9 protein-coding genes are annotated in these 12,150 nt (G+C 60.5%); all 9 read right to left on the bottom strand.

Translation table 11 applies throughout. The features are described from left to right. Positions 1-396: 396 nt before the first annotated feature. Positions 397-876: a hypothetical protein gene (locus NKJ88_RS07310; protein ID WP_352443859.1), complete on the bottom strand. Its 480-nt coding sequence runs from the start codon at positions 874-876 to the stop codon at positions 397-399. After that, positions 873-4,004 (bottom strand): type I restriction endonuclease subunit R, encoded by a 3,132-nt coding sequence (locus NKJ88_RS07305; RefSeq protein WP_352443858.1) that lies wholly within the window; start codon positions 4,002-4,004, stop codon positions 873-875. Before NKJ88_RS07305 ends, NKJ88_RS07310 begins: the two co-directional genes overlap by 4 nt. After that, on the bottom strand, positions 4,001-4,531 hold the full coding sequence (locus tag NKJ88_RS07300; protein ID WP_352443857.1) for a hypothetical protein: 531 nt from the start codon (positions 4,529-4,531) through the stop codon (positions 4,001-4,003). Before NKJ88_RS07300 ends, NKJ88_RS07305 begins: the two co-directional genes overlap by 4 nt. Further along, positions 4,528-4,716: a hypothetical protein gene (locus NKJ88_RS07295; RefSeq protein ID WP_352443856.1), complete on the bottom strand. Its 189-nt coding sequence runs from the start codon at positions 4,714-4,716 to the stop codon at positions 4,528-4,530. The genes NKJ88_RS07300 and NKJ88_RS07295 overlap by 4 nt, the downstream gene beginning before the upstream one ends. Before the next feature lie 340 nt (positions 4,717-5,056). Next, positions 5,057-6,376, bottom strand: a complete 1,320-nt coding sequence (locus tag NKJ88_RS07290) for a restriction endonuclease subunit S (RefSeq protein WP_352443855.1) — start codon at positions 6,374-6,376, stop codon at positions 5,057-5,059. Continuing rightward, a complete protein-coding gene (locus NKJ88_RS07285; protein WP_352443854.1) occupies positions 6,373-6,747 on the bottom strand; it encodes a hypothetical protein in 375 nt (124 codons plus the stop codon). Before NKJ88_RS07285 ends, NKJ88_RS07290 begins: the two co-directional genes overlap by 4 nt. Continuing rightward, positions 6,744-8,579, bottom strand: a complete 1,836-nt coding sequence (locus NKJ88_RS07280) for a type I restriction-modification system subunit M (protein WP_352443853.1) — start codon at positions 8,577-8,579, stop codon at positions 6,744-6,746. The genes NKJ88_RS07285 and NKJ88_RS07280 overlap by 4 nt, the downstream gene beginning before the upstream one ends. Before the next feature lie 792 nt (positions 8,580-9,371). Then, positions 9,372-10,028, bottom strand: coding sequence for a hypothetical protein (locus NKJ88_RS07275; protein WP_352443852.1), 657 nt, complete (start codon positions 10,026-10,028; stop codon positions 9,372-9,374). 594 nt (positions 10,029-10,622) lie between these two features. Further along, positions 10,623-12,131, bottom strand: coding sequence for a recombinase family protein (locus tag NKJ88_RS07270; RefSeq protein ID WP_352443851.1), 1,509 nt, complete (start codon positions 12,129-12,131; stop codon positions 10,623-10,625). Positions 12,132-12,150: the final 19 nt, after the last annotated feature.

Below are 12,150 nucleotides of genomic sequence, written 5' to 3'. Positions count from 1 at the left end.
CGCGGGAATCAGGTGACGTGAACAATCACCAGCCTGCCATGACCGCCCCCTCTCAGCGAATTTGCAGAACTCTCAGCACACTACCCTAAGAACCTGCCAGAACGCTATTTGCAAGGGGCCTCGTTAGGGCCAGAACGATAACGGTGCGTTAGGTTAATCGCTCCCAGACCTACCTTCGGCCCGACCATGCCTTTGCAAGCAAGGATTGCGGAACTGCGCCGGAGAGACCTCAACATTTGCAAAGATCGAAGCGTCGGTCGGAGTATGCAGGGGTCGGTGCAGAAGGTGCTAACGCAGGTCTAATAGATTGTAGTGAAGCGAATACCTCCACGGAGGAACTGTGTGAGGTCGATCATGCGAAATGTCGATACGGATTTTCTAGAAGTCATCCGCAATCTATAACTGCTGGAGTTTCCGGTTTACCCGAACGATCCCCGCACGACAATCTCGCACAACCTCTTCCGCTTTGCGCAGCATCTGCGAGAATTTGTCGCGTTCCTCCAAAAGCGCCTTCCTACGCGGATCGTTAGCCGCCTCCGAATCGGCCAGGGCTTGCCTCGGGTTCGAGAGCGTGGCCTTGCCCCCAGCCTTTCTAAGCCGCCTCGTGAGATCACCCACGCGGTGCTTATATTCGGGTTGTGCCTTGGCCCACTTGGCTGGGTTGCCGGCTTGGGCAACGTCGTCGTCCAGCAGAGTTCTGGCGCGAAGAGGGGGATTGGGGTAATCCTTCCCCTGCAGCATCGCTGTGATGATCGCGTCCAGGTAGGTTAGCCGCAAATCGTCCCACTTTGCCGGGCGGGACTCGGTACGGGAAAACCAATCAGAGCCCGGACGTATTATCGTACTGCCGCCATTGTACGTCCCGTTCTTGCTCATGGAGTGCCTCCCTTAATCACGTCGACCGAGCCATTTCTTGCCCTCAGGAGTTCCCACAGGTTCCCCGGCCCCAGCAGCACATCCTTCAGGCCCTCGCGTATCTTGGCCGAGTCGAGCGCCTGCTTGCTCAGCCTTGAATGGCTTTCATCGGCATCCATGATCGCATTCACGATAGACTTGAGGATGTCGGGTGAGTTGGCGAACTGCTCCTTGGAGTTGTTAGCAGCCTGTTCGACCAGTGTATCCGATCTCAGCATCTGGCCCCTGATGTCGCCCATGACGTAGCGAACGCTGTCTTCATCATCGACGCCCTGGAAGAGGTCGTTCAGCTTGGCGACGATCTCGGCCAGGAGGGCTTTCTGCTTCTCCTGCACCTGCCCGAAGCCTGCGTCGTAGATGGGCTGCAATGGCTCCCCAAAGCCACCCAGCGCGAGCGACCGTTTGCCCTTGTCGGCCAGCTTATGATGGGTCAAGACCAGCCCAGAGACGTCGATCTCCTGCCGCTCGCGTCCGAACTCCAGCAGTGGGATCAGGCGGCGGTAGAAGATGTGGCGGCTTTCGATGGCCGTGTTGCCGTAGTCGAATATCTGCGACAGGAAGGCGTAGAGGCGCACGAAAGCGCCCATGTCGGCACGGAACAGCACAAGGGCGTCCATGGTGTCCTGAGCGTCCTTGGCTGCCTTGGCATCATCCTTCGAGCGGGCCACGCGCAAGCGCTCCTGTGCGTCCCGGTAGGTCCGCAGGAGGCGGTCTGCGACAGGGGTGATGGCGGCGATCAAGTCGCCTTGCTTCGACGCCGGTTCCAAATCGACTTTCACCACCCGCTCGACCTCGAACTCATCATAGTGCCCGAGGGCGTCGAGTTTGGCCCGCAAGTCGAAGACAAGGTTCGGGTCGGTCACATTCTCCAGCGCGGCGGTCTGGTAGTAGGTCTGGAATGCCTTGAGGATGTCGTCGCCGGAGTTGACGAAGTCGAGGACGTAGGTCGTGTCCTTGCCGGGGTGCGCGCGGTTAAGCCGCGAGAGCGTCTGCACGGCCTGGATGCCCGCCAGCCGCCGGTCGACATACATGCCGCACAGCAGCGGCTGGTCGAAGCCGGTCTGGAATTTGTTGGCCACCAACAGGATGTGGTACTCGGGCAGCTTGAAGGCCTCGCGGATATCACGCCCCTTCAACCCCGGGTTCAGCTCCTTGCTGGTTTCGCTGAAGGGGTCAGGCCCGCTTGCCGGGTCGTTGACCTCGCCCGAGAACGCCACCAGCGTCCCCAGCTTGTAGCCTTTTTCGCCGATGTACTTGTTGATCGCGAGTTGCCAGCGCACGGCCTCCACACGGCTGCCCACCACCACCATCGCCTTGGCCTTGCCGTCGAGCAGTGGCTGCACCAGCGAACGGTAATGCTCGACGACGATCTGCACCTTCTGGCTGATGTTGTAGTCGTGCAGCCGCACCCAGCGCATCAGGAACTTGACCGCTGCGCTGCGCTCGACCTCGGTGTCGTCCATCTCCTTGCCCTCGTGGGCAAGCTTGAAGGCGAGGCTGTAGGGCGTGTAGTTCTGAAGCACGTCGAGGATGAAACCCTCCTCGATGGCCTGCCGCATCGAATAGACGTGGAAGGCGGCGGGCAGGTTGGTCTCGCTGGCTGGCTGATCGGGGAAGGGGCGGCGACCGAACAGCTCCAGCGTCTTGCCCTTCGGTGTCGCGGTGAAGGCGACGTAGGTGATGCCCTTGTCACTCGCCCGCGATGCCATCTGGGCGGCCAGAATGTCTTCCGAGCTGACCTCCCCGCCATCGCCAAGGTCGGCAAGTTCCTCGGGGGATAGCACGGCCTTGAGCTTGGCAGCCGCTTCGCCGGTCTGGCTCGAATGGGCCTCGTCGGCGATGACCGCGAAGTGCTTGCCGTGCGATGCTGCGAGGTCCCTGACGGCTGCAAGGGCGAACGGAAAGGTCTGGATGGTGCAGACGACGATCTTCTTGCCGCCCGCCAGCGCCTCCGCGAGCTGGCCGCTCTTGGCCCCGCCTTCGCTCTTGATGGTGGCGACAACGCCAGTCGTGCGCTCGAAGTTGAAGATCGCTTCCTGCAACTGGGTGTCGATGACGTTGCGGTCGGACACCACAAGTACGGTGTCGAACACCTTGCGGTGCTGATCGTCGTGCAGGTCGGCCAGGAAGTGCGCGGACCATGCAATCGAGTTGGTCTTACCTGAGCCCGCCGAGTGCTGGATCAGGTACTTGCCGCCAGCGCCCTCGGCGAGAACAGCGGCCCTGAGCTTGCGCGTGGCGTCGAGCTGGTGGAAACGCGGGAAGATGAGACCCTTGATCTTCTTCTTCGCATCCCGCTCGGCGACCATGTAGCGCCCGAGGATTTCCAACCACGAGTCCCGCTGCCAGATGTCCTCCCAGAGATAGGCCGTGGGATGACCGTTAGGGTTAGGCGGGTTCCCCTTGCCGCCGTCGTTGCCCCTGTTGAAGGGTAGAAAGCGCGTCTGCGGACCTTCGAGTTTTGTCGTCATCATCACTTCGGCGTTGCTGACCGCGAAGTGAACCAGAGCCCCGCTTGGGAAACTCAGGATCGGTTCGGGCGCCTTGCCTTTCGGGTTCGGCAGACGGTCGAACTTGTACTGGTCGACGGCGTCGGTGACGGACTGGGTGAAGTCGGTCTTCAACTCGACGGTGGCGACGGGCAGGCCGTTGAGGAACAGCACCAGATCGATGGCGTTCTCGTTGGCGAGCGAATAGCGCACCTGCCGCACGACGCGCAGCCGGTTGGCCCGGTAGCGGGCGAGGATGTCGGCATTCATCGCCAGCGCTGGCCTGAACTGGGCGAGTGCCAGAGGGGCCTTGAGGCCGATCATCTCGACGCCGTGACGCAGCACGTCGAGTGTCGCTCGCTCATCGAACTGCTTGCGGATGCGGTCAAGCAGGAGTGGCTCAGCCGCAGCGCCGTGAGATTTCGTCAAGGTGTCCCAGGCGTTCGGCTGGCTCGCCTTGACCCATGCCACGATATCGGCGGGAAACAGCGCACGGGTCCTGTCATAGGCTGGAGCATCACCCTCGGCGTAGAGCCAGCCGTTCGCGCCAAGATGATCGCAGATTTCAGCCTCGAAGCTGATCTCCTTGTGCAGGCTCATCTCGCGCCCGTGAGTTTTGCTTTGAGCCCCAGCGCCGAAAATGCATCGGCGACCTCGGACTTCATCTTCCAACCGCTGACCTCGGACCACTCCGCAAGGATGCCGCTGAAGAAAGCCGCGTTGCGTACTACTGCGTTGTCGGCTGGCCAGAGCCGGGCCTCGCGTTTCTTGCACATCTCACCAAAGTGCATGTGCCAGCTTTGGGCGCCCCAGCCGAGCTTCTGGCTCAGACCTTCTGACGACAGGCCAGGGTTGTCCAGAAGGACCTGTGTGATCCTGCGTTCCGTCTCGGACATTGGCTGATGCGTGAAGGCCTCGACCACACGCCGCGCGACTGGCAACCCCGCGACATGCACGGAGAGGACACTGGCCTCGAGTTCAATCTGGGCGTCCAGCGCATCGATAACGCGGCGAGCATCTCCTCCAGCACTGGGGTGGCTGAGCTTGACCTCGGCATTGGCGCGAACGGTCGCGCGTTTCTGCGCGTCCATGGTGGGAATAGCGGCCAAGATGGTTTCGACGCTCATACGCTGACAGTCTCCCTTGCATTGTTGATCTGCATCAACCCATCGTTTCCTCTGTTCATCGGGCGCACATCGATACTGCCGGTGACGGCTGCGGAGGCGGGCTCGCCTTCGGTGTAGAGCCAACCGCTCGCGGCAAGATGCTCGCAGACTTCGGCCTCGAAGCTGATCTCCTTGTGCAGGCTCATTTTCCCTTGCCCCCCTTTCCGCTTCCGGGGGCACCGCCTTGGACGAAGTGAACTTTGGCCGATTTGCGACCGGAAATGCGCTCGCCGTCCTTGATCTTGGCCTGCCGCTCTTCGATGTAGGACCTTGGCAGGGGCACCCGGGACGCTTCACGGCTCCTGTCGGGCTTCTCGACGGTTAGGCCGCCCATTGTCTTCTGCAACCGGGCAAGCTCTGCGCTGAGGCTTCGGCGCTCCGCAGCATCTTTGCAATGCATCAGCTCTTCCGACAGGGACCTGATCCGCTCTACCATCCACCCGGGCGGAGTAAATCGTGCAATAACTCTTCCCGAGGGAGTTCTCTTCATGCAGCCGTCTCAACTTCCGCGCGTTGCCGCACGTCGATCTTGCCAGTGACGGCGGCAGAGATAAGTGCGGAGCGCCTCTCTTGCAGAAGGAGGATGGCCCCGTTCGCCTTCTCACTTAACCTGTCAATCTGGCCGGTCGCTCTATCTAACCAGCGGGCAATGGCTTGCTGTTCTGCGTCTGGGGGGCAGGGAACTCTGAAGTTGATCAAGTCGCTTATGTTAGCGTGCGGGGCCGTAGCGCCAGCCGTCCGTGCCAGTACCTCCTGATAGATCGGTTCACTGTTTAGTGCCCACATCAGGAAACCGGGAGCGCTGGAGGGCTGGACCCTGAACATCATCATTCGTTGACCAAGGCAGAGATTTACGCCGGACGGAACCAGCGCTGCCATGCCGAACCTCTCTCCCTCTCGTGAGTATAGGACGTCTCCCTCCTCAGGCTTCAGGCGTTGTATGCGCTCGCGATATACATCCTCCGAGACCAATTTCGCCTGTTGCAGCAAAAGTACCCCTCGCTCAACATCAGCAGTTCGGATTGCTGGGTACAACAATTCACCGTCGTAGGTCGGTGTAGTGTGCAGGCAGTCGACTACGTGACTGACCATGTGTTTGAGGGGCTTGATGGTCCAATGCTCTGGCACGTCGCCCAGCCACTCCACGGCGGAGTGCTTCATCGGCGCATCCGGTTCGAGACCCTTGGTGACCGCATGGGAAATGACGGCCTGACGCTTCTCCTTGAGCAGTTCGATTAACCGCTTCTGCTCCTCCATCAGCGCATCGATCTTCCCCGTCTCGCGGTCGAGGAAGGCGGCGATGGCATTTTGCTCAGGGGGCGGGGGGAGGGCCAATCGGAAGTCCCGCACGAAGTCGTCGGGCACACGCTTCTGGCCACCCGCACCGTACATTGCCCCCTCACCGAGGCCTCGGAACTCTGCGGATTGAAATAGCCAATTCAGGAACTCGGCAACCAAGCGTTCCTGGCGTGGGCGAGCAACGATCAACTCAGTGGTGCCAAAGCCAACCCCACCGAGAAGGCCCTGCATCAGGGCTCCCTTGCCGTTCTCGAAGCATGGCGTGATCTTCGCGACAACGACATCGCCGTCCCGAAAGTAGCTATAGCCAGACTGGACGTCGCCAAGTCGACGTGTGGCCTCAAGTCGGACTGAGCCGTCTTCTCCAATCGCTTCCATTGGAAGGAATGAAACTTCTTCGTCTTCGGAGAGACCGCCAAGCTCTGCCTTGCTCGGGTTGAGCCGAAGCACGAAACGAAGCCGCATGTCCTCCCACACAGCAGAGAAGTAGGTGCTATGGTGCGTCATTTTCCGACACCCAACCCCGCGACCTCTGTGATGATCCGCACCGCCTGCCACAAGTCCGTAAGCTTGAAGCAGATCAGATCGGTGTCCTTGAACGCTGGCTCACCAAAGAGATTGTGGTTTGGTTTGCTCATGGCGAACGTCGAATGGTCGTAAGGCTCGCTGATGATGTCGCTCAGGCGGCTGGCCCGGACGCTGTCGGCGCGAACCCACAGGTTCTGGTGCTTGATCCGAGCAGGCTCAAATCCGAGCGGCGCACCGTTGGACGCGACATAGCGCTCGGCATGTGTCGCATGGCCATTGGACGAAACGGAAATGGCCGGATGGCTCGTCAGCAACGCCCTGATCGCCTCTCTCAGTTTCTCGCCGGTCATGCGGACAACTCCCCGATCATCGTCAGGATGCGGTCGGTCACCTGCTTGAGGTCCGCATCGATATCGGCCAGCGGGCGCGGCGGCTCGAAGACGTAGAAGTGCCGGTTGAAGGGGATCTCATAACCGACCTTGGTCTTCTCATGGTCGATCCATGCATCCTCCGCATGAGGCAGGACCTCGCGCCGGAAAAAGTCGTCAACGTCGTCGCAGAGCGGCACGTTCTCGGTGTCCCTAAGGGCACTGTCGGCCTGCGGCTTACCCCTGTTCTTGCCGCGCTCGCCAAGGACGATGCGGCCCTTCTGGTCACGCAGGGGGCGCTCAACGGTTATCGTGCGATAACCGAAGGCCTCGTTCGGGAAGATCAGCGACAGCGGTGCGAGCCTGACCTTGCCACCCTCGGGAGCCGCCGGGGGCTGCTCGCCCTCCAGCACCACCTGCCGCGCCACCTCCTTGCCATCTGCGTCCAGCACGGTCCCGACCTGGGCCGCGTCGAAGCCGCCGAACAGTCTGGTGACCGTGGCTATGTCGTCGTCGCCCATCTCCTTGCGCTTGGAGCCGAGGCTCTTGCGCATCTTGCGCCAGAAGCTCGAAGCATCGACGAGTTGCACCTTGCCCTTGCGGTGGGCTGGCTTGCGGTTGGACAGAACCCAGACATAGGTGGAAATGCCGGTGTTGTAGAACATGTCGGTGGGCAGGGCGACGATGGCCTCGACCAGATCGTTCTCCAGCACATAGCGCCTGATCTCGCTTTCGCCGCTGCCAGCCCCGCCGGTGAACAAGGGCGAGCCGTTCAGCACGATGCCGAACCGGCTTCCGCCATCGACCGCAGGCCGCATTTTAGAGAGGAGGTGCATGAGGAACAGCAGGGACCCGTCGGAGACCCTCGGCAGGCCCGGGCCGAAACGGCCATTAAAGCCTTGCTGCTCCGCCTCGCGGCGAACCTCCTTCTCGACCTTCTTCCATTCGACACCGAAGGGTGGATTGGACAGCATGTAGTCGAACTTCTCGTGCGTGTGGCCATCGTCGGACAGGGTATTGCCGAAGACGATGTTGGCGACATCCTGCCCCTTGATGAGCATGTCGGCCTTGCAGATTGCGTAGGCCTCCGGGTTCAACTCCTGCCCGTACATGACCAGAGAGGCCTTGTCGTTGTGCTCGACGAGATGCTCACCGGCGACCGAGAGCATCCCGCCAGTGCCAGCAGTCGGATCGTAGATCGTGCGCACCACCCCGGGCTTCGACAGGATGTCGTCGTCTTCGACGAATAGCAGGTTGACCATCAGCCGGATAACCTCGCGCGGCGTGAAATGCTCACCGGCGGTCTCGTTGGAGAGTTCGGAGAACTTGCGGATCAGCTCCTCGAAGATCAGGCCCATCTGGTGGTTGTCGACCTTGCCGGGATGGAGGTCGATGCGGGCAAATTTCTCAGTGACCTGGTATAGGAGCCCGGCCTTGGCCAGCCGGTCGACCTGGATGGCGAACTCGAAGCGCTCGAAGATGTCGCGCACGTCCTGCGAAAAGGCCTGAACGTAAGCGAACAGGTTCTGGGCGATATTGTCCTGATCGCCCATCAGCTTGCGCATGTCGAGCTTCGAGGTGTTGTAGAAGGTCTGCCCAGCCTTGCGCAGCAGGAAGGGCTCCGGGTTCGTGCCGAGTGCGGTCTTCGCGGCATGTTCAGCCAGCACGGCTTCCTTGGTCGGCTCCAGCACACAATCCAGACGACGCAGCACGGTGAAGGGCAGGATGACCTTGCCGTAGTCGGCCTGCTTGTAATCGCCCCGCAGAAGGTCCGCGACGGACCAGATGAATGCCGAAAGTGCCTGCTGGTTCAACTGTGGTGCCCCCAAATCAGTTCGCCGAGACTAAAGCCGACAGGTGACGAAATGGCAATGCGGCAGGCGTGTTCGCTCACCATCGTGTACTATGGTCCAGCGAAGGTCGCCACATGGGAGGGGCGTTTGATAAAGTTCAGCTTGAGCAGTTCTCGGAAAAAGGACGAGAACCGAGGGATGACCCATGAGGGCACACTGCGGCTTTCCGAGATGGAATGATATGACGGCAGGCTCTCGTTGTCGGCTACTGGATCAAACAACGATACCCAAGCGCTTGATAAACATGACGGGCAAACGGACTTTCACCTTTCTTTGGAGCTCGATGAGGAGACGATTTCCAATATCCTGATTGCGGTCGCCAAGCGGGAGCAGAATGGCTCTGTGAGATTGATGAAGCGATCGCAATAGACGTGAGTGCGTCCAGGCGTCACTGTCATACCATTCAACAAAAAAAGGTGGGAGCAAGGACGGCGGGCGTGTTGGCCATCGAGTGACCAACTTCAGGTTATCGTCAGGTAGGCAATCGGAGAGAGGGCTTGCCCGTGCCGATGGAGCAGCCTGACGGTCCTGAAGCCATGGCTCAGGTGAGACAAAAAAGATGATAATCGATGATGACTATCAATCTTGTCTCCCGCCAAGCGAAGCTGGCAGCACGGTCGGTTATCCCATGAACGGCAAAGCCGTCTCATCCATGGGTCTGCCGACATAGCCGCCAGTTGTCTTCTCGATGGAGTCTGGAAGGAGCCCAAGTTACCTCCCGTCTATAGTATAGCGACGACCGTTTTCTTTGACTTAGACCTTGCTAATAGACCTTGCATGGTATGAGACCGTCTGCTTGGACATGGCAGTCAGTCGAACGACCTCGGCCTGCGTCCTCCCCTCGGCCAGCAATGCCCTCACGATATCCTGAGCCTTGGGCTTCCTAACGGAACCCGTTGGCGTCTTCTGCAGCCGGGCGAGAAGCGCCAATCCCTCTGGGGTCACCAAGGTCCTCACCCACCTCTCGTGGTTCTGTCCATAGTGAATGGATATGAGGAGGCCGTCGGCCGTCGCTGCCCTGGTGGCCACTGCGTCATGTCGATACTCCGGTTTGGTAGCGGTCGGGTCGGTCAACATGGGGACCATCCGCCAGGCAAGGCGCCGTTCGGTTAGCCCCGCACGTTCCAGCGTGGGAATGAGCTTGCGGACGGTCGTATCGCTGCCGTGACGTCCCCGAAGGCGGCCGAGCGCGTTCGAGAGTGACAGACAGCCGGTGACGATCTCGCCAGTGATGGGGTTGAGAATTTCTCCGCGAGCAAGGAAGGGCCGACTGATCTCGGCTTTGCAGCGGACGCTCTCGGCGATCACCTCTGTGGCGGTGAATGCCCGACCGCCGCGGGCAGCGGCTGCCGATTTGTGTTGCTCGATCCAATCCTTGAGTCCGGGCGTGGGAAGACTGTGCATGGTCATGCTGGGGAATGCCTTTCGTCGGTATGTGGTAGTGGCTGCGGCGCGTCCCAGCGGGGCCACGAGGGCTCTCGGGAGAGGCACGGATGTTGGGCTGGTATAGGAGAGGCAGTATCACGCCGTGGCGCTACAGGGGGCCGAGGAGAGTCAAGGAAACGCTATGATTTCCTGCCGTCTCGAAAGGGCGAGGGTTCGCCGACAGAGTGGCAGCGGGCGAACCGCTCGGGCATCAGGTTTCGCTGCCCGGCGCCCTTGGCGTCAACTCGAGAATTTTGACGCGCGAACGTTCGGGCAGGAGCTTCGCCTATCTCAATATGACGACCTAATCGCAGGAGCGGGGGGCGTGCAACCACTCCGAAGGAAAGGTAGCCGCACTTAGCTGCTGGAAAGCAGCGAACCCCAAGAGATTCATTGTCGCGGAGGAAGCGTCAAGGTGCTTACTTCCCCCGATATGGGTGGGTAATTAATGGATGGGACCCTGAGGACAGGTGGGGTGCTTCGTTCCCCCAATATGAGGCCCTAATTACCGATGAGCTTTCTTCCCTCTATATGGGGACCTAATCTCAGGGGATGGGTGTATGCTGTATGGGTCCCTAATCATCCGGGCTCGCCGGTGCTGTCGAAAACTATGGTTTGGCTGTAGCCATTCCGCATGGTGACAAGGGCTCGCCTGAGCGTCTTGCTGTCGCTCTCAAGCTCTATGCGTTCAATCAAGTCACCAAGGAGCCCTTGCGCAGACTTCCGGTCCTCTCGGGCCAGCCGCTCCATCTCCTCTTGATCCGCCACGAAGTCGTCTACAGCAGCCTCGGTCTCACGAAGCCTCGCGCTGTTCTCGCGTAGCTTTTCGAGTTCCCGGCGCTTCAATGCGATCTCACGCGAGATGCCATCGGCCTGTGTAGTCAACAGCCGGATGACGTCAGCCGAGGAGGCGTCGGCAACACCAGCTAGGACGTTGGCCCGCTTGGCTTCGAGGGTAGCCAAGATGTCCTCTGTAGCCTTCACGGGGCCGTCGAGGGCCTCGGGTTCCTGCGGTATAGGAACGGCCAAGAAGCCGACGCGGCTGACCATCTCTCGCTCGAAATCGTCGTACCGCCAGGTTGGTGCCCGGCAGTCCGTCCGCTTGGACATCTTGCCTGTGCATGTCAGGTATCCGAAGGACCGACCACCACGTTTGACAGAGGTCACAGCCATTGAGGAGCCGCACCCTGCGCAGTAGACCATGCGGCTGAACAGGTTCGCTGTGTTGCCCACCTGTCGGCTGTGCTGTCGCGCCTTGGTCCGCTGGCGTGAGGCCAGCCATTCGCTCTCGGTGATCAGGGCGGGGAAGTAGCCCGGCACCTCCTCGCCTCGAAGCACAAGCGTCCCATAAGCCGCAGGGTTGCGCAGCGTCTCGCCAACGACCGCCTGAGACCACGTGCCGCCCGAGGGACTTGAGATGCCCTTGGCGTTCAACGTCCGTGTAATGGCCAGTTGCCCGAGACCCTGCTTGGTCAAATCGAACAGGAGCCGGGCGTCATCGGCACGGTCGTTCAACTGTTGGGTCTCATGGTCGATCCAGAAAGGAACCTTGGCTAGCTTGATGCGTCCCGCTCGCGCCTTCTCAGCCTTGCGCTTCCATGCCTCTTGGACGCGGTAAGACAGCTTGGCGCTGTACTCGTGGGCGGCTTGCATCGCCATGAGTGACATCATGAGACCAGCGAAGTTGTCGTCGTATCCCTCGCTGGTGTGGACGCGCTGGTCCGTCAAGGTCACCAGCGTTAGACCGGTGTCCAAGAGATCGAGGAAGTAGCGGATTGCTCTGGTGGGCTTAACGCGGGTGATGCGGTCTATGTTCTCAACAATGAGGACCACATCATTCGGTATCTTCCCAGACCGGACATCGGCAACGAAGGCACCAAGAGATGCCTCTAGGTTTGCGCCTTTGAAGGCCGAGACGCCATCGTCCACCAACTGGCGCTCGCGATCTAACGTTAGGCCGTGCTGGGTGCAGAACTTCTCGGCATTGCTGACCTGCCGGGCGAGGCTATCGCCCTGCGACTGCTTTCCCGAGGACCAGCGAGCGTAAGAGATCGCTTGGCGTCCTTTGAGATTGTGGGGGTGCAGCATGGTGGGCGTCTCCGTTGTG

The sequence above is a fragment of the Mesorhizobium sp. M0016 genome (assembly GCF_040324035.1).
GTDB lineage: Bacteria > Pseudomonadota > Alphaproteobacteria > Rhizobiales > Rhizobiaceae > Mesorhizobium.
The sequence above is the reverse complement of the archived record's forward strand: the minus strand, read 5'-3'. Positions and strand labels throughout refer to the sequence as shown.

What these genes read in the sequence shown, in the direction of transcription:
- NKJ88_RS07310 (WP_352443859.1), bottom strand. Translation starts at nt 876, where the DNA reads ATGAGCAAGAACGGGACGTACAATGGCGGCAGTACGATAATACGTCCG.
- NKJ88_RS07305 (WP_352443858.1), bottom strand. Translation starts at nt 4,004, where the DNA reads ATGAGCCTGCACAAGGAGATCAGCTTCGAGGCTGAAATCTGCGATCAT.
- NKJ88_RS07300 (WP_352443857.1), bottom strand. Translation starts at nt 4,531, where the DNA reads ATGAGCGTCGAAACCATCTTGGCCGCTATTCCCACCATGGACGCGCAG.
- NKJ88_RS07295 (WP_352443856.1), bottom strand. Translation starts at nt 4,716, where the DNA reads ATGAGCCTGCACAAGGAGATCAGCTTCGAGGCCGAAGTCTGCGAGCAT.
- NKJ88_RS07290 (WP_352443855.1), bottom strand. Translation starts at nt 6,376, where the DNA reads ATGACGCACCATAGCACCTACTTCTCTGCTGTGTGGGAGGACATGCGG.
- NKJ88_RS07285 (WP_352443854.1), bottom strand. Translation starts at nt 6,747, where the DNA reads ATGACCGGCGAGAAACTGAGAGAGGCGATCAGGGCGTTGCTGACGAGC.
- NKJ88_RS07275 (WP_352443852.1), bottom strand. Translation starts at nt 10,028, where the DNA reads ATGACCATGCACAGTCTTCCCACGCCCGGACTCAAGGATTGGATCGAG.
- NKJ88_RS07270 (WP_352443851.1), bottom strand. Translation starts at nt 12,131, where the DNA reads ATGCTGCACCCCCACAATCTCAAAGGACGCCAAGCGATCTCTTACGCT.